Genomic DNA, 18,114 nt, shown 5'->3' on the forward strand with positions numbered 1-18,114 from the left:
CGGGTGCTCTATCGTGACAGGGTGAGCACTGAAGAAACCGCACCGCCCCGACCTCCCGTCATGGAGGATGTTGCCCGAGTGGCAGGTGTCTCCCACCAGACCGTCTCCCGGGTGTTGAACAACCACCCCAATGTGAGCTCCAAGACCCGCGAGCGCGTGGAGCAGGCCATCATAGAGCTGGGGTACCGTCGGAACACCGCCGCACGAAGCCTGGTAACACGGCGATCCCAGACCATTGGCGTACTCGGCAGCGAAATGGCGCAGTACGGGCCATCGCACACGCTCCTCGGAGTCCAGCAGGCGGCGAGGGAGGCGGGCTATTTCGTCAGCGTCGCAGCCCTGCGCGAAGTGACGCCGGAGACCATTAAGGACGCCATGGCGCACTTCATGGACCAAGGCGTCGACGGCGTCGTAGTAACGGTGCCCCACCCGGGGACCTTTGATGTCCTCAAAGACATCACCGCCCAAGTCCCCATGGTTGCTGTGGGATCCATCGGCGACGAACACCTCACGGGTGCCACTGTGGACCAGCGGCAAGGCGCGCGTCTCGCCGTCGAGCATCTCTTGGAACTGGGGCACCAACGGATCGGACATTTATCCGGGCCCTCCGATTGGATTGACGCCGCTGCCCGTATCGAGGGTTGGCGGGATGCCCTAACAGAGGCCGGGATTGAACCCGTGACGCTCATCGAGGGCGACTGGAGCGCCGAATGCGGGTACCGCGAAGGCTTGAAAATCGCCGCCGACCGCTCCGTATCGGCCCTCTTTGTCGCAAATGACCAAATGGCCCTCGGCGTTCTCCGAGCGTTCCATGAACTCGGCGTCCAGGTACCGGAGGACATCAGCGTGGTGGGCTTCGACGACCAACCGGAGTCGGCACACTTCATACCGCCGTTGACAACGGTGGCCCAGGACTTCGAGGAGCTAGGCCAGCGCTGCATCGCCTTGCTACTGGACCGGTTGGAGAGCGGCACCACCGGCACGCCTGCCACGGTGGCGCCCCGGCTGGTAGTCCGCTCCACCACGGCTCGCGCCTCCAAGTAGGTAGCAGCAGACGTCGTTCTGAGCGCTCAAAACGACGTCTGCTGCTACCTACTTGGGTGCGCCTTCGCCTGACCCCCGCCATGAGCACCTGTTCCACATGGTCCCCTCTTGACATCAAAGTTGTGAGCGCTAACAATTGCATCAGACCTTCTTCATTTTTCCACCCCGACCCCCGGCAATGAGGCCTTGGCCAGCCGGATGGAGACCCCATGAATACCTTTGAAAATCTCCCGCTGGACGAGCAGTTCGTTGTCGGCGTGGACTATGGCACTTTGTCCGGCCGCGCCGTCGTCGTGCGCGTTTCGGACGGAGCCGAACTCGGCAGCGGCGTGTTCGAGTATCCGCACGCCGTCGTGACGGAAAAACTCCCGGGTACCGGCCAGCGCCTCCCGGCCGACTGGGCCCTCCAGGTGCCCAACGACTATCGCGACGTCCTGCGCAAAGCGGTACCGGCCGCCGTCGCCGATGCCGGAATCAACCCGGCAAACGTGGTGGGCATCGCCACCGACTTCACCGCGTGCACCATGGTTCCGACGACGGCGGACGGCACGCCGCTGAACGAACTGGAACGCTTCGCCGACCGGCCGCACGCGTTCGTCAAACTGTGGCGCCACCACGCGGCCCAGCCGCAGGCGGACCGCATCAACCAGCTCGCTGAAGAACGCAGCGAGTCCTGGCTTCCCCGCTATGGCGGCCTGATCTCCTCCGAATGGGAATTCGCCAAAGGGCTGCAGCTCCTCGAGGAAGATCCCGAAGTCTACGGCGCCATGGATCACTGGGTTGAGGCCGCGGACTGGATTGTTTGGCAGCTTTGCGGCAGCTACGTCCGCAACGCCTGCACGGCTGGCTACAAGGGCATTTACCAGGATGGAAAGTACCCGTCCGAGGACTTCCTGGCTGCCCTCAATCCTGCTTTCAAGGACTTTGTCAGCAGCAAACTCGAACACACGATCGGCCGCTTGGGCGACGCCGCCGGTTACCTCACCGAAGAAGCCGCGGCTTGGACCGGGCTTCCGGCGGGAATCGCCGTGGCAGTAGGCAACGTGGACGCCCACGTCAGCGCGCCGGCCGCGAACGCTGTTGAACCAGGACAGCTCGTAGCGATCATGGGCACTTCCACCTGCCACGTAATGAACGGGGACGTTCTCCGCGAAGTCCCCGGCATGTGCGGAGTCGTCGACGGCGGCATCGTGGACGGCTTGTGGGGCTACGAAGCAGGCCAGTCCGGAGTTGGCGACATTTTCGGTTGGTTCACTAAGAACGGGGTCCCGCCGGAATACCACCAGGCCGCCAAAGATCAAGGCCTGGGCATCCACGAATACCTCACCGGACTCGCAGAAAAGCAGGCCATCGGAGAGCACGGACTGATCGCCTTGGACTGGCACTCCGGCAACCGTTCAGTGCTGGTTGACCACGAACTTTCCGGCGTGGTGGTGGGCCAGACCTTGGCCACCAAACCCGAGGACACATACCGGGCTCTGCTGGAAGCCACGGCTTTCGGAACCCGCACCATCGTGGATGCGTTCCGCGATTCGGGTGTTCCCGTCAAGGAATTCATCGTGGCCGGTGGTCTCCTGAAGAACAAGTTCCTGATGCAGGTCTACGCTGACATCACTGGCCTGCAGCTCTCCGCCATCGGATCTGAGCAGGGTCCTGCCCTGGGCTCGGCAATCCATGCCGCTGTTGCTGCCGGGAGGTACAAGGACATTCGTGAAGCAGCCGCCGCCATGGCAGCTGCACCCGGCGCCGTTTACACTCCCATTCCCGAAAACGTGGCCGCCTACGAGGTCCTCTTCCAGGAATACAAAGCTCTGCACGACTACTTCGGCCGCGGCACCAACAACGTCATGCAGCGCCTTAAGGCCATCCAGCGCGCCGCGATCCAGGGTTCAGGACAACAAGGTTCAGGACAACAGAGCTCGGCCACCCAGTCCGGCACCTTGGAAGGAGCCACAGCATGAGCACCCTTCTGGAAACAATCGCGAAGGTCCGCAAGGAAGTCTGCGAGTTGCACGCCGAACTGACCCGGTACGAACTTGTGGTTTGGACCGCCGGCAACGTTTCGGGTCGGATCCCGGGACATGACCTCATGGTCATCAAGCCATCGGGCGTCTCCTATGACAACCTCACGCCCGAGCTGATGGTGGTCACCGACCTCTACGGCACACCTGTGAGGGGCATCAACACCGGAAGCGCCGGGACCGTGGACTGGGGCAACCCGGACCTCTCCCCGTCATCGGATACCGCCGCGCACGCGTACGTCTACCGCCACATGCCGGAGGTGGGTGGCGTGGTCCACACGCACTCCACCTACGCAACGGCCTGGGCTGCCCGCGGCGAGGAAATCCCCTGCGTGCTGACCATGATGGGCGACGAATTCGGGGGGCCCATTCCGGTGGGACCGTTCGCGTTGATCGGCGACGATTCCATCGGGCAGGGCATCGTGGAGACGCTCAAAAACTCCAACTCTCCCGCGGTGCTCATGCAGAACCATGGCCCCTTCACCATCGGCAAATCCGCCCGCGACGCCGTCAAGGCTGCGGTCATGTGCGAGGAAGTGGCCAGGACAGTCCACATTTCCCGCCAACTCGGCGAGCCGCTGCCCATCGACCAAGCCAAGATTGAGTCCCTCTACGACCGATACCAGAACGTTTACGGCCGCTAAAGCGCCGCCGCTAAACCATTCGGACCACCACACTCCAGGAGCACCCCATGCCTACCGCCGTCAATACTTCCGCTAACAACACTTCCCTCGACCAGTACGAGGTCTGGTTCCTCACGGGCAGCCAGCACCTCTACGGCGAGGACGTCCTCAAGCAGGTCGCAGCGCAGTCGCAGGAGATTGCCAACGTCCTCAATGCCAACAGCAACGTTCCGGTCAAGCTCGTGTGGAAGCCCGTCCTCACCGATTCCGACGCCATCCGTCGCACCGCGCTGGAAGCCAATTCCGACGATTCCGTGATCGGCGTGACCGCCTGGATGCACACGTTCAGCCCCGCCAAGATGTGGATCCAAGGCCTGGACGCCCTCCGCAAGCCCCTGCTTCACTTGCACACGCAGGCTAACCGGGACCTTCCCTGGGCTGACATCGATTTCGACTTCATGAACCTCAATCAGGCAGCCCACGGCGACCGCGAGTTCGGATATATCCAGTCGCGCCTCGGCGTGCCGCGGAAGACCGTCGTCGGGCATGTCAGCAACCCTGAGGTTGCCCGACAGGTTGGTGCGTGGCAGCGCGCCTCGGCCGGATGGGCCGCCGTCCGCACGCTGAAGTTGACCCGCTTCGGCGACAACATGCGCAACGTCGCCGTCACCGAAGGCGACAAGACCGAAGCCGAGCTCCGCTTCGGCGTCTCCGTGAACACGTGGTCCGTCAACGAGCTCGCCGACGCCGTCCACGGCGCAGCAGAGTCCGACGTCGACGCTTTGGTTGCAGAGTACGAGCGCCTTTACGACGTGGTTGACGAACTCAAAGCAGGCGGCGACCGTCACGAGTCGCTGCGTTACAGCGCCAGGATCGAGCTGGGTCTCCGCAGCTTCCTGGAAGCCAACGGCTCCGCAGCCTTCACCACCTCTTTCGAGGATTTGGGGGCGCTGCGTCAACTGCCGGGAATGGCCGTCCAGCGCCTCATGGCCGACGGTTACGGCTTCGGCGCCGAGGGCGACTGGAAGACCGCGATCCTGGTCCGCGCCGCCAAGGTGATGGGCGGCGACCTGCCCGGTGGCGCGTCACTCATGGAGGACTACACGTACCACCTTGAGCCCGGCTCCGAGAAGATCCTGGGCGCGCACATGCTGGAGGTCTGCCCGTCGCTCACCGCCAAAAAGCCGCGTGTTGAGATCCACCCGCTGGGCATCGGCGGCAAGGAAGACCCTGTCCGCATGGTGTTCGACACCGACGCCGGCCCCGGCATCGTCGTGGCGTTGTCCGATATGCGTGATCGGTTCCGCTTGGTGGCCAACGTGGTGGACGTCGTCGATCTCGACCAGCCACTCCCCAACCTGCCCGTAGCCCGCGCACTCTGGGAGCCAAAGCCCAACTTCGCTACCTCGGCCGCAGCGTGGCTCACCGCCGGCGCCGCGCACCACACGGTATTGTCCACGCAGGTGGGCCTGGACGTATTCGAGGACTTCGCCGAAATCGCCAAGACCGAACTCCTCACTATCGACGAAGGCACCACCATCAAACAGTTCAAGAAAGAACTCAACTGGAACGCCGCGTACTACAAGCTGGCCGGCGGCCTGTGAGCATCGAATTCACGCTGAGCGCGGGCGGCTACACGGCAGTAGTTACCGCCCGCGCGGCTGCGCTGCGCGTCCTGCAGTTTGAAGGCCGGGACCTCATTGTCCCGTTTCCGGAGGGCGGTCCGATCCCGGACTACCGTGGCGTTATTGCCGCGCCGTGGCCCAACAGGATCGCGGACGGCGCGTACAGCTTGGACGGCGTCGAGCACCAGCTTCCGATCAACGAACCGGAGCGGGCTACTGCGCTGCACGGGCTTGCGTTCCCGCTCGATTGGGCCCTGAAAGAGTCCGACGCCGGGTCGCTCACTTTGACGTGTACGGTAGGTCCCACGCCGGGATACCCGTTCGTGCTGGAGCTTTCGGCCCGCTTCATGCTGGACGATGCTGGACTTCATACGTCCGTTACAGCAGTGAATGCGGCGGACGTCGTCGCCCCTTACGGCGTGTGCCCGCACCCTTACCTTGTGGCCGGCACATCACCGCTGGACGAGTGGGTTCTCGAGTTTGCCGCCGACTCTTTCCTGGAGGTCACGCCGGACCGGCTGCTGCCCCTGGGTGTCGTGGGCGTGGAAGGTCACGAGTTCGACTTCCGTTCCCCGCGGGCCATTGGCAGCACGGAAATCGACCATGCCTTCACAGGAATAGCGTTCGACGGCGGGCTGGCGCGGCTGTCGCTACGCGACCCGGCGGGCACCGGCGTCGGAATGTCCTGGGACGAAAGCTGCCCATGGCTGCAGATCCATACGGCTGACAAGCCGGCACCCGTCCCGGGCCGAATCGGACTGGCTGTGGAGCCCATGACGTGCCCGCCGGATGCCTTCAACAGCGGCACGGACCTGATCCGGCTGGAACCCGGCACCCAACACACGGCGTCCTGGAGCATCTACGCCCTGTAGTTATCCCAACTGAGTAACAGCACATGTCGCTATGGGCGGCCATTGGGACACGTGCTGTTACTCAGTTGGGTGCGCGCTCAGTTGGGTGCGCCGGCGGTGCTTTGGCGGACCACCAGCTCGGGGGTGAACACCACGGACCGGTGTTTGGTTCCGCCACTCTCTTGCTCCTCCGCGAGCAACTCAATCGCCGTCCGGCCGAGCGCCTCGGTGGGCTGTCTGATGGACGACAGCGGCACCACTGCGGAGATGGCGAAATCGATGTCGTCGTACCCAATGAGAGCGATGTCCTCCGGAATACGAACGGTTCGCAGCATCGTCAGGGATTGCATGACTCCGAGGGCCAGGAGGTCGTTGGAGCAGAAGACGGCTTCGGGCCGCTCTTCCGGGGAGCGTTCCACCAAGCTGTTGCCCACTTTGCGGCCGGTCAGGACGGTCTGCCCCTCTGAGTCGAGCACCTCGATGGTGGCATCCGATACTTCACTGACAGCGCGCTGCGCGCCCTTGAGTCGGCTGGCCACCTGGCGGATGGAGGGCGTGCCAACAAAAGCCAGACGACGGCGGCCCAGGTCCAGCAGGTGCTTGGCGGCCAAGTAGCCGCCTTCCTCGTCATCCACGGAGACCGAGCTGCAACGATCGGTGTCTGCGAGTTCATCCACCAGGACTGTTGGGACTCCTCGTTCGCGCAGGGTATCGATCCGCTGACCCACGTCACCGACCGGCGAAATCAGCAGGCCTTGGACGCGCTGTTCTTGGAACAGATCCATGTAGTGGGCTTCGCGCGAAGCATCCTGGCCGCTATCCCCCACCAGGACGACACTGCCCAAAGTCGCCGCCGCATCTTCCGCCGCACGGGCCACGGAAGAGAAGAAAGGGTTTCCAACGTCGAGCACGATCAAGCCGATGGTCCTGCTTTGGCCGGCGCGGAGCTGGCGGGCGGCGTCGTTGCGGACAAAGCCAAGTTCAGCGATGGATTTCAGGACACGTTCCTTGGTCCTCTGCGAAACCCGATCCGGATAGTTCAGCACATTGGAAACAGTTCCCACTGCTACCTGGGCGTGGGTTGCAACGTCTTTGATGCTGGCTGTCTGGGACATGCTTTCCGATCTCCGCTGGCTGACGTCAATGTGTTGGAAACGCCTTGACACCCTCCCGTTTACGAGGGTAATTTGAATCGTAACAAATGAAACGATTCAAAGACGAGCGACCCTGGAGATCCGCACATGAGGGTTTGTTTCCGCTCTTCAGTCCAGCCGGAACTGATGGCCGAGTACAAGCAGCGCCACGCCGCCGTATGGCCGGAGATGCTGTCCGCACTAAAAAACGCAGGGTGGAACAACTACTCACTCTTCCTTGCTCCGGACGGCCAATTGATCGGCTACCTGGAATGCGAAGACTACGAGGCAGCCCAGGCCCGCATGGCCGTGACTGAGGTCAATGCCCGCTGGCAAGCCGAGATGGCCACCCTCTTCGCAGACAGCGACGTCCCTCCGGACCAGGGCTTCGAGGTCATCGAGGAAGTCTTCAACCTTGAAGACCAGCTTGCCGCGGCGGGCGTCGTCACAGATGCCACCAGCGCCTCACACATAGATAAAGACTCCGCCCACGAATACCAGAAGGAACAAGCATGAACACCACAGAATCGGCCCTGGGCCGTCTAGGGGAACTGGCCATTGAAGTGCCGTCCTGGGCCTACGGAAATTCCGGGACCCGGTTCAAGGTCTTCGGCACTCCGGGTACTCCGCGCACCGTTCAGGAAAAGATCGCCGACGCCGCCAAGGTCCACGAGCTGACGGGCCTGGCCCCCACCGTGGCGCTGCACATTCCGTGGGACAAGGTAGATGATTACGCCGCCCTGCGCGAGTACGCCACCGGCTTGGGCGTTGGGTTGGGCACGATTAACTCCAACACTTTCCAGGATGACGAGTACAAGTTCGGCTCCCTGACCTCCTCCAACGAGTCCGTGCGGCGCCGCGCGATCGATCACCATTTGGAGTGCATCGAGATCATGCACGCCACTGGTTCCAAGGACTTGAAGATCTGGCTGGCCGACGGCACCAACTACCCGGGCCAGGACGATATCCGCGGCCGCCAGGACCGCCTGGCAGAGTCCCTCCAGGAGATCTACGCGGGCCTCGGCGACGAGCAGCGCCTGGTCCTGGAGTACAAGTTCTTCGAGCCGGCTTTCTATCACACCGATGTTCCGGACTGGGGTACTTCCTACGCGCAGACCCTTGCCCTGGGCGAGAAGGCGTTCGTCTGCCTGGACACCGGCCACCACGCACCGGGTACCAACATCGAGTTCATCGTCATGCAGCTCCTGCGCCTGGGCAAGCTCGGCTCGTTCGACTTCAACTCCCGCTTCTACGCCGATGATGACCTGATTGTTGGCGCGGCCGATCCGTTCCAGTTGTTCCGCATCATGCACGAGGTCATCCGTGGTGGCGGTTTCGGAAAGGATTCCGGCGTCGCGCTGATGCTGGACCAGTGCCACAACCTTGAAGAGAAGATCCCGGGCCAGATCCGATCGGTCCTCAACGTCCAGGAAATGACCGCCCGCGCCCTGCTCGTGGACACCGCCGCGTTGACCGAAGCCCAGCGCGCCGGCGATGTCCTGGCCGCCAACGGCATCTTCAACGATGCCTTCTACACCGACGTCCGCCCGGTCCTGGCCGAGTGGCGTGAATCCCGCGGCCTGCCCGCCGACCCGATGGCCGCCTACAAGGCCAGCGGGTACCAGAAGAAGATCAACGAGGACCGCGCAGGCGGCCAGCAAGCCGGATGGGGCGCTTAAAAAGATGAGCACTGTTGAAGAACTGATCAACCGTTCCAACCGCCTCGGCGCGGACAAGCGGAACACCAACTTCGCGGGCGGCAACACCTCCGCCAAGGGCATGGAGAAGGACCCGGTGACGGGTCAGGATGTTGAGCTCCTGTGGGTCAAGGGCTCCGGTGGCGACCTCGGCACCCTGAAGGCTGAGAACCTTGCTGTGCTCCGGCTTGACCGGCTGCAGGCACTCAAGTCCGTTTACCCCGGCGTCGAGCGTGAAGACGAAATGGTGGCCGCGTTTGATTACTGCCTGCACGGCAAGGGCGGCGCAGCGCCGTCGATCGATACCGCCATGCATGGCCTGGTGGACGCCGCCCATGTGGACCACCTGCACCCGGATTCCGGCATCGCGATTGCTACCGCCGTGGACGGCGAGGCACTGACCTCCAAGGTCTTCGGCGACAAGGTTGTTTGGGTGCCTTGGCGCCGCCCTGGCTTCCAGCTGGGCTTGGACATCGCCGCGATCAAGGAAGCCAACCCCCAGGCCATCGGCACCATCCTGGGCGGCCACGGCATCACCGCGTGGGGCGCCACCAGCGAAGAAGCAGAAAGAAACTCGCTCTGGATCATTGACCAGGCCGAGAACTACATCAAGGACAACGGAAAGTCCGAGCCCTTCGGCCCCCAGCTCCCCGGCTACGGCGCGCTCCCGGAGGCTGAGCGCAAGGCCAAGGCTGCTGCCCTCGCACCGGTGATCCGCGGCCTGGCCTCCACGGACAAGCCGCAGCTGGGGCACTTCAGTGATGACGCCGTCGTTCTTGAATTCCTTGCCGCGGAAGAGCACCCGCGGCTCGGCGCGCTGGGCACTTCCTGCCCGGACCACTTCCTGCGGACCAAGGTCAAGCCCCTGGTCCTGGACCTCCCCGCCGACGCCTCGATCGAAGACTCCGTGGCCCGCCTCAAGGAACTCCACGCGGCCTACCGCGAGGACTACCAGGCGTACTACGACCGCCATGCTGACGAGAACAGCCCTGCACTCCGCGGCGCGGACCCGGCCATCGTGCTGGTTCCCGGCGTAGGCATGTTCTCCTTCGGCAAGGACAAGCAGACCGCACGCGTGGCCGGCGAGTTCTACCTCAACGCCATCAACGTGATGCGCGGCGCCGAGGCCATCTCCACCTACGCCCCGATCGAGGAATCCGAGAAGTTCCGCATCGAGTACTGGGCGCTGGAAGACGCCAAGCTCGCCCGCATGCCCAAGCCCAAGTCCCACGCCACGCGCATCGCGTTGGTTACCGGTGCGGCGTCGGGCATCGGCAAGGCGATCGCCACCCGTTTGGCGTCCGACGGCGCGTGCGTAGTGATTGTCGACCTCAACCTTGAGAACGCGCAAAAGGTGGCCGAGGAACTGGGTGGTTCCGACGTCGCCATCGGCGTCCAGGCCGACGTGACCGACGAAGCCCAGATCGCCGCCGCCATCCAGGAAGCCGTACTCGCCTTCGGTGGCCTGGACCTGGTGGTCAACAACGCAGGCCTGTCCATCTCCAAGCCGCTGCTCGAAACCACGGAGAAGGACTGGGACCTGCAGCACAACGTCATGGCCAAGGGTTCGTTCTTGGTCTCCAAGGCCGCAGCGAAGGTCATGATCGACCAGGGCTTGGGCGGAGACATCATCTACATCTCCTCCAAGAACTCCGTGTTCGCGGGCCCGAACAACATCGCCTACTCGGCCACCAAGGCGGACCAGGCCCACCAGGTCCGCCTCCTCGCCGCCGAACTGGGCGAATACGGCGTCCGCGTCAACGGCATCAACCCCGACGGCGTGGTCCGCGGCTCCGGCATCTTCGCCGGCGGCTGGGGCGCCAAGCGCGCCGCGGTGTACGGTGTGGACGAGCAGGAACTGGGCAAGTACTACGCCCAGCGCACGCTCCTGAAGCGCGAAGTCCTCCCCGAACACGTGGCCAACGCCGCATCCGTGCTCACCAGCAACGAGCTGTCCCACACCACCGGCCTCCATATCCCCGTGGACGCCGGCGTTGCGGCAGCATTCCTGCGCTAGGACTTACAGTGAACAACGGAACCACCGCGAGCACCGCCCCGGCATACGCCGGGGCGGTGTCCGCTCCCGCAGTGTTCGCCGCCGTCGACATCGGCGCCTCCTCCGGCCGTGTCATGCTGGGCCGCGTCTCACCTGAGTCCGGGGTGTCCCTGGAAACCATTCATCGCTTCCCCAACGGGGTTGTAGAGCTCGACGGCGGCCTCCGCTGGGACTTCGACGCCCTGTTCGCCGAGGTGCTCAAGGGCCTGACGGCGGCCGCTGCCGTGGCACGTGGGAACGGCGAGCGCATCGTCAGCGTCGGCATCGATACGTGGGCGGTCGACTACGGCCTCGTGGACAAAACCGGCGCGCTCACCGCGCAACCATACAGCTACCGGGACGAACGCAGCCGCGCCACTGTGGAACGGGTCCATGCGGTCATTTCGCCGGAGAAGTTGTATGCCACTACTGGCTTGCAGTACTTGCAGTTCAACACGGTGTACCAACTGGCGGCAGAGCCGAACCTGGACGGGGTACAGGCTCTCCTGATCCCGGACCTGATCGCCTTCCTGCTGACCGGTGAGCGCCGGGCCGAAGCCACGAACGCCTCCACCACCGGGCTCTTCGACGCCGTTTCGGGCCAGTGGGCCACGGAGTTCCTGGATGCTCTCGGCTTGCCCCGGAACATCTTCCCGCCGCTAGTCCAGCCCGGTGAAACCGTGGGCACCCTGCTGCCCGCGGTCCTTGAGCAAACGGGGTTGCCTGCGGACACTACAGTGGTGGCAGTTGGGTCGCATGACACTGCTTCGGCGGTCGCCGCCGTCCCCGCTGATCAGGAAGACTTTGCATACATCTCCTCAGGGACCTGGTCCCTTGTGGGCGTGGAGTTGGACGCCCCGGTGCTCACCGAAGCGAGCCGCAAGGCCAACTTCACCAACGAACGCGGCGTGGACGGCACCATCCGCTACCTCCGCAACGTGGGTGGCCTGTGGCTGTTGAGCGAATGCCAGCGTACGTGGGCTGTCCAGGGATTCAGCCAGTCGCTCCCGGCTTTGCTTGACTCAGCTGCTGCGCTCCCTGCCGGAGGTCCGCAGATCAACCCGGACGATCCTGCCTTTACGGCCCCTGACAACATGCCGGACCGTATCCGCGCAGCCGTGCGCAACACCGGCGCGGTGCTCCCGGACCGGCCTGCCGCCGTCGTGCGTTGCATTATGGATAGCCTCGCTGCCGGGTATGCGCGCACATTGGCCGACGCCGAGCGGCTCACCGGCCGCAGCACTGGCGTGGTGCACATCGTGGGTGGCGGTTCGCAGAACCGGCTTTTGTGCCAACTAACCGCTGATGCGACCGGCAAGCCCGTGATCGCCGGACCCGTTGAGGCAACTGCGCAGGGCAACGTCCTGGTCCAGGCACGGGCGGCCGGGGCGGTGGCCGGCGGGCTGGCCGAACTGCGTGCGCTGGTGGTGGCAGGAACCGAACTGGTGCGCTACGAGTTCAGAGATGCATATGCGGCGCTTCCAGGCTGCGCCTCAAACGAGCAAAAAAATGTAACCGAATGGTGCCATAATATATAGATGGACATGAACGCGGAGGCAATTGGCCGGACCATACGCGAGCGACGGAAAGCCCGTGGCTATACCCAGCAAGCCTTGGCTGATTCTATTGGGTCTTCCCGCAAGTTTGTTGTGGACCTGGAATCAGGAAAGGAAGGAGCATCCTTTGGGTTGGCCCTGAAGGCGATGCGAGTCCTTGGCCTGGAAATAACCTCCAATGACAGCGCTTCCCATGAATTTGCGGGAGACTTCGCACGCACTCTAAACGAAGGCGACTACCACTACGCCATTCGGTTGCTGGGTGAATACACCAACTCCTCGCTAGCTGCGGGCCGGGCACTGATGCCTGCCGCCCCTGCCTTCAATGACGACGCCTACCGGGCAGCGCTTGGCGCGGTGACTCTCTGGGTGTCGGCCAAAACCGGCTCTCCCGCACCAAAGTGGGCGAGAAACGCCAAGGCCTCGTCGCAGCCGGTCTTTCTGGCCGAGAAGCTTCATCCGGTCAGTGACCGGATGAAAGACCTCATCCGGAGTGAAACTCCCGCTGAAATCGCTGCCATGAACGTTTGGATCCGCGAGAGAGATCTGGCCACGGTTTGACGGTGCTCGAATTCCGACGTGACGACGTGGTTGAACTGCTTCGCGAATTGGAAACCCGGCTTGGAGCCCGCGGCGTCACCTTAGACATCCAAATCGTAGGTGGCGCCGCACTCCTGCTCCATGGCATCCTGGACCGTGCGACCGGTGATATTGATGCACGATACGCTGCCAAGGACGCCGTGGATGAAGTGGCCGCCGGCATGGAGCAGGAGTACGGGTTGCCCCCGAAGTGGCTAAACAGCAATGCAGCAGCCTTCCTTCCCGAAGAAGCGCGGTGGATCGCCGGCCCAAATGGGACCTCATCAGCTATCCAGCTCGCCGACCTGCCCACCTTGGCTGCAATGAAGATAGCTGCGGAGCGGGCGAAAGATATTGAGGACCTTGGCCACATCGTGCTGGCACTAGGGATTAAAAAGGCCGGCGACCTCGTACAACTCGCTTTCGAGAAATACGGCGAGCACTCTGTAGCTCTCAGCGCACCGGCAGACAATTACGAAATCGTTGCTGAAGAAGCAATGGCCGCAGCCAGGGCGTTGCGTCGGCCACGAGGGTAGCCCTTCACCAGCGCTCAGAACGCGAACGTCTGGTACGTCACAGCGCCGGATGAGGGTGCCGCGCTAAACTGATCGCACTATGATCCGCACAATGTTCAAGTCCAAGATCCACCGCGCAACGGTGACCCACGCCGACCTCCACTACGTCGGTTCGGTCACCGTCGACCTGGACCTCCTGGACGCAGCCGACATCCTTCCCGGTGAGCTCGTCTCCATTGTGGATGTGACCAATGGCGCCCGGCTGGAAACGTACACGATTGCGGGCGAGCGCGGTTCCGGCGTGATCGGGATCAACGGCGCGGCAGCCCACATGGTCCACATTGGCGATACCGTCATCCTCATCACCTACGCGGAGATGACCACGGAAGAGGCACGGACCTACGAGCCGCGGGTTGTCCACGTGGGCAAGGACAACAAGATCCTCCAGCTCGGCAACGACCCCGCGGAGGGCCACACCCCTGGGCTTATGCGCCCGCCGCACGCGCTCAGTAACGCAGCGCACCTCAGCTAAGGCTCCACAGCAACGTTCGACGTCGGCACCCAGGTGAGTGCCGACGTCGTGCGCGTTTCGGGTCCGTATGACGGAACTCTCCCAAGAAAACGCTTACTCAGATCTCATTTGTGGCTAAGCTGTCATTCGTGACCCAACCAGCTTCCGACCGCACAGCGCCATGATCGGCGTCCTGTCCGGGTTCTTCGTGGTGTGGGCCATCATCCTGGTGGGCATGTTTGTTGGACGGCGGAACATCCTGGGCGAGAACGCCCGGTCCGTCCTGAGCTCGCTGACGTTCTTCGTGGCGAGCCCTGCCCTGCTGTTCGAGACCTTGAGCAAGGCCAAACTGCACGACGTTTTTGCCGCTCCCCTTCTGGTCACGGCAGTAGGCGCCGTGGTGACGGGTCTGCTGTTCTTCCTGATCGCAAAGTTCTGGCTCAAGCGCGCCATGCCGGAGGCACTGATGTCCTCCATGAGTGCGTCCCTGGCCAACTCAGCCAACCTCGGCATCCCCATCGCCGTGTTTGTCCTGGGCGATGCGAGTTATGTGGCTCCGTTGTTGATCTTCCAACTGGCCTTCTTCACGCCCATGTACCTGATGGCCCTCGACGCCAGCACCAGCACCCACCGCACCACTTTCCTCCGCTTCCTGCTGATGATCGTGAAGAACCCCATGATCGTGGGCTCGGCGCTTGGCCTCCTGGTAGCGGGCACCGGTTTCCAGGTCCCGACGCTGATTCTTGAGCCGATCCACCTCATTGGCGGTGCCGCGATTCCGGCCATGCTGATGTCCTTCGGCATGAGCCTGAACGGATCAAAGCCACTGCAAAAAGCAGCGGGCCGAAGGTTGGATACCTTGCTGGCCAGCGGGTTCAAGCTCATTGTCCACCCGTTGATCGCGTACCTGTTCGCGCGCTTCGCGCTGGGTATTGAAGGGCACGCGCTGTTTGCCGTGGTGGTTACCTCCGCCCTGCCCACAGCACAGAACGTCTTCGTGGCGGCGAACCGCTACCAAGCGGGAATCACCGTGGCCAAGGACACCGTGCTCATCACCACAATCGTGGCGGTGCCGGCCATGATCGCCGTGGCTCTGCTGCTCGCGTAGCCGCACCGCTTTCCCAACTGAGTCGCAATTGTGCGCGTTTTCAGCGCTCAAAACGCGCTCTGCTGCGACTTACTTGGGTTATTCCACGTCCGCGCTGGCCAAGTAGTAATCCAGAAGCTGCGCGCAGCGAATGAAGCCCAGGTGCGAGTATGCCTGCGGATGGTTACCCAGGTGAGTTTCCGTGCCGGGATCGTACTCCTCCGGCAGCAAGCCCGTCGGTCCGAACAATGCCACCAACTGATTGAACAGCTCCAGGGCATCATCCAGGCGGCCAACGGCAAGGTACGCCTCGATCAGCCAGGTAGTGCAGATGTGGAAGCCGCCCTCCAAACCCGGCAGCCCGTCGTCGTACCTGTACCGGAAAACGGTGGGCCCCACACGCAACTCGCGTTCAACGGCTGTGACAGTGTCCAGAAACCGCTGGTCCTGAACATCCAGCAAGCCGGAAAGTCCTATGTGAAGCACGGCGGCGTCGAGGTCAGGGCTGTCGTAAGCCACCGTGTAGGACATTGCAGACGAATCCCAGCCCTCGCGCAGGACTTCCTCGCGGATGGTTTCGGCAGTGGGAGCCCAATCAGCGTGGGGTGGGCGCCCGTGCAAAGCGGCAGCCCGGAGGGCCCTGTCCAGCGTGACCCAACACATCACTTTGGTGTACACGTGGTGCCTCGGGGGCCTGCGGGCTTCCCAAATCCCGTGGTCGGGCTCGTGCCAACGGGCAAGCACCGCATGTGCCATCTGTTCCATCAGGTACCAGTGTTCATCGGGCAGGAATCCACGCCGCTCGGCAAGATCGTGGATCAGCTCGGCAATGGGCCCGAACACGTCCAACTGCACCTGATGATCTGCCGCGTTGCCGATCCGGACGGGTCGCGAACCCGCATAACCGGGCAGGCTTTCCACGATTGCCTCCGTGGAGAGCGGCGCCCCGGTCACCGAATAGAGGGGATGCAGCCACTCGGGCCCTGGAGCATTCTTGAGGATGCGGTCCAGCCAGGCCAGGAACCCGTCGGCCTCCCGCGTGGAGCCCAACGACACCAGTGCATTCACGGTCATGGACCCGTCACGCAGCCAGCAATACCGGTAATCCCAGTTGCGGGTCCCGCCGATGCCCTCAGGCAGCGACGTGGTGGGCGCGGCCAGCACTGCACCGGTGGGCTCGTGGACGAGCGACTTCAGCACCAAGGCGGAGCGGCGCACCAAGGAAGTTTTGATGGTGGGCAGCTGCAGTGCCTTGATCCACTCCCGGGAAGACCGCCCGACGCCGGCACGCCGGTTTGGCTCCCCCGCAGGGTCCGCGGGCAGCGGCTCAGTGTCACCGCAGCGAAGGTTCAGCACCACAGGGCCGTGATGGAGGGGAACTTCGGCGGTGGCAGTGGCATATTTGCCGTCGCTGCTGATCCGGAATTGAACCCCGGGTGCGGACAGGATGATCGGATCCGAAGTACCCATGATGTGGACTTCGTCGCCCCGGATCTCCATGCTGAAGGGCGCGTTGGCGTAGTCCGGCCGGGGCGCAAACACTACGCGCGCAGTGCCCGTCCCGGAGAGGACGCGCACCAAGCTGGTGATGCCTTCCGGCGCCGGCTCCAAGTAGTCGGTCACCGTGACATCGGCCCAGCGCGTCTCAACGATCATGGTGTTGTCCACATATCGCTGCGCCAGCACCTGCGACGCTTTCACCGGTTCGATGCTGAAGTGCCCAGCTGGCTCACCCCCAAGAATGTGGGCAAATATTGACCCGGAGTCCGGCAAGGGGTGGCTCATCCAGCAGACCTTCGCGTCCGGGGTGAGCAACGCCGTTGAGCTTCCATTGCCAATCATCGAATGCCGTTCCAGCCCCACAGCATCCTCGCCGAACAACCAGGCCCGCCGCAGTTCGAACAGCAAAGCCAGCACGTGCGCAAAGGATTCCGGATCCGGGATGGTGTGGGCCGCCGTCGTATCTCCCGGTCCGACGTGCAATCCGAGGTCAGGCCCGCGCAGGGTGGCGATCGCTTTTTCGTCGCTCTCGGCATCGCCGGCATACAGCGCAGCACTTACCCCAAGCCGTGCCCGGAGCTGCTCCAGCGCCTGGCCTTTGGCTGGTTCCTCCACAGTCAAATCCAGCACCGTTCCATCGATGATGAAATACAGCCCGAACTCGATGGCGATCTTCTGCGAAACGAAGATCACCCGCTCCACTACCTCGGGCGTCGCCGGCCGGGTGTGCACGGCAACCCCAACGGGCTTTCGGACAATACTGATGCCCTTCTCGAAAGCAACGGCTTCGGTCAGCGCCGTGGCCACGTGTTGAAGCAACTGCTCCGTCGCGAGCGACAGTGTGTAGGCGTAGCCCATGTCGAACTCCATGCCATGGGAACCCACCAGATGGACCTCGGCCGGGAGCCGGGAAACTGCTGCCAGATCCCGCAGTGAGCGTCCGGAGATGATGGCCGTGTGCGTGTTGGGCAAGGCGGCGAGCGCGCGGAGCGCCACGGCGGCGCTATCCAGTGGCAGTGTTTCCGTTGACACGCCCTCAGCGGAGCAGAGCGTTCCGCCATAGTTGCACGCCACCAGCAGGCCGGGAACCCTGGCCAGTGCCCTGAGCTCCGCGAATAGCTGCGGCGTGATGCCGTTCTCCACGTCAGACTGGAGGATAGAGCGAAGGAGGCCAAGCGGGAGCGATTTCATGAGCAGCGCCGAGTCGGCTACTGCCTGGTTCAGGTGCGTAGGCATGGCGAATCCTTCCGAAGCGGATAGCTACAGTTTCCGCCCGGACGGTTTCGCTTGACTACCTAGTAGATTGCAATTAAGTAAAGCTTTTCCTTGGATTTATG

Annotated in this window: 15 protein-coding genes; 13 read left to right on the forward strand and 2 right to left on the reverse strand. The window is 63.3% G+C overall.

The genetic code is table 11. The annotated features are described in order from the left end of the window. Positions 1-60: 60 nt before the first annotated feature. The 5 genes from ACZ881_RS16225 to ACZ881_RS16245 all read left to right on the forward strand — a co-directional run bounded on the left by ACZ881_RS16225 (position 61) and on the right by ACZ881_RS16245 (position 6,185). The gene (locus ACZ881_RS16225) at positions 61-1,044 is read left to right on the forward strand and encodes a LacI family DNA-binding transcriptional regulator (protein WP_476117042.1); all 984 of its coding nucleotides are present in this window, start codon (positions 61-63) and stop codon (positions 1,042-1,044) included. A gap of 209 nt (positions 1,045-1,253) precedes the next feature. Next, positions 1,254-3,005: a ribulokinase gene (gene araB / locus ACZ881_RS16230; protein WP_476116951.1), complete on the forward strand. Its 1,752-nt coding sequence runs from the start codon at positions 1,254-1,256 to the stop codon at positions 3,003-3,005. Then, a complete protein-coding gene (locus ACZ881_RS16235) occupies positions 3,002-3,709 on the forward strand; it encodes an L-ribulose-5-phosphate 4-epimerase (RefSeq protein ID WP_178995765.1) in 708 nt (235 codons plus the stop codon). Before araB ends, ACZ881_RS16235 begins: the two co-directional genes overlap by 4 nt. A 47-nt stretch (positions 3,710-3,756) precedes the next feature. Next, complete coding sequence (gene araA, locus ACZ881_RS16240) at positions 3,757-5,292, forward strand: L-arabinose isomerase (protein ID WP_091469776.1); 1,536 nt, start codon at positions 3,757-3,759, stop codon at positions 5,290-5,292. Beyond that, positions 5,289-6,185, forward strand: coding sequence for an aldose 1-epimerase family protein (locus ACZ881_RS16245; RefSeq protein ID WP_476116954.1), 897 nt, complete (start codon positions 5,289-5,291; stop codon positions 6,183-6,185). The genes araA and ACZ881_RS16245 overlap by 4 nt, the downstream gene beginning before the upstream one ends. A gap of 77 nt (positions 6,186-6,262) precedes the next feature. Here the strand turns inward: ACZ881_RS16245 and ACZ881_RS16250 are convergent, their stop codons facing one another. Then, complete coding sequence (locus ACZ881_RS16250; RefSeq protein ID WP_476116956.1) at positions 6,263-7,279, reverse strand: LacI family DNA-binding transcriptional regulator; 1,017 nt, start codon at positions 7,277-7,279, stop codon at positions 6,263-6,265. Positions 7,280-7,405: 126 nt separating this feature from the next. Between ACZ881_RS16250 and ACZ881_RS16255 the strand changes: the two genes are divergently transcribed. The 8 genes from ACZ881_RS16255 to ACZ881_RS16290 all read left to right on the forward strand — a co-directional run bounded on the left by ACZ881_RS16255 (position 7,406) and on the right by ACZ881_RS16290 (position 15,298). After that, positions 7,406-7,813 (forward strand): L-rhamnose mutarotase, encoded by a 408-nt coding sequence (locus tag ACZ881_RS16255; RefSeq protein ID WP_476116957.1) that lies wholly within the window; start codon positions 7,406-7,408, stop codon positions 7,811-7,813. After that, positions 7,810-8,976 carry an L-rhamnose isomerase gene (gene rhaI, locus ACZ881_RS16260; protein ID WP_091469766.1) on the forward strand — a complete coding sequence of 389 codons (1,167 nt, stop codon included), beginning with the start codon at positions 7,810-7,812 and terminating at the stop codon, positions 8,974-8,976. The genes ACZ881_RS16255 and rhaI overlap by 4 nt, the downstream gene beginning before the upstream one ends. A gap of 4 nt (positions 8,977-8,980) precedes the next feature. Further along, the gene (locus ACZ881_RS16265) at positions 8,981-11,011 is read left to right on the forward strand and encodes a bifunctional aldolase/short-chain dehydrogenase (protein WP_476116960.1); all 2,031 of its coding nucleotides are present in this window, start codon (positions 8,981-8,983) and stop codon (positions 11,009-11,011) included. 8 nt (positions 11,012-11,019) lie between these two features. Then, positions 11,020-12,567, forward strand: coding sequence for a rhamnulokinase (locus tag ACZ881_RS16270; RefSeq protein WP_476116961.1), 1,548 nt, complete (start codon positions 11,020-11,022; stop codon positions 12,565-12,567). After that, on the forward strand, positions 12,568-13,146 hold the full coding sequence (locus ACZ881_RS16275; RefSeq protein WP_400404799.1) for a helix-turn-helix domain-containing protein: 579 nt from the start codon (positions 12,568-12,570) through the stop codon (positions 13,144-13,146). Positions 13,147-13,148: 2 nt separating this feature from the next. After that, entirely contained in the window at positions 13,149-13,700 is a 552-nt protein-coding gene (locus tag ACZ881_RS16280; protein ID WP_476116963.1) for a DUF6036 family nucleotidyltransferase, read from the forward strand. A gap of 79 nt (positions 13,701-13,779) precedes the next feature. After that, positions 13,780-14,211: an aspartate 1-decarboxylase gene (panD, locus tag ACZ881_RS16285; protein ID WP_476116965.1), complete on the forward strand. Its 432-nt coding sequence runs from the start codon at positions 13,780-13,782 to the stop codon at positions 14,209-14,211. A gap of 160 nt (positions 14,212-14,371) precedes the next feature. Next, entirely contained in the window at positions 14,372-15,298 is a 927-nt protein-coding gene (locus tag ACZ881_RS16290) for an AEC family transporter (protein WP_476116967.1), read from the forward strand. Positions 15,299-15,376: 78 nt separating this feature from the next. Here the strand turns inward: ACZ881_RS16290 and ACZ881_RS16295 are convergent, their stop codons facing one another. After that, positions 15,377-18,013 (reverse strand): trehalase-like domain-containing protein, encoded by a 2,637-nt coding sequence (locus ACZ881_RS16295; protein ID WP_476116969.1) that lies wholly within the window; start codon positions 18,011-18,013, stop codon positions 15,377-15,379. Positions 18,014-18,114: the final 101 nt, after the last annotated feature.

Source organism: Paenarthrobacter sp. TE3676, from assembly GCF_056279165.1.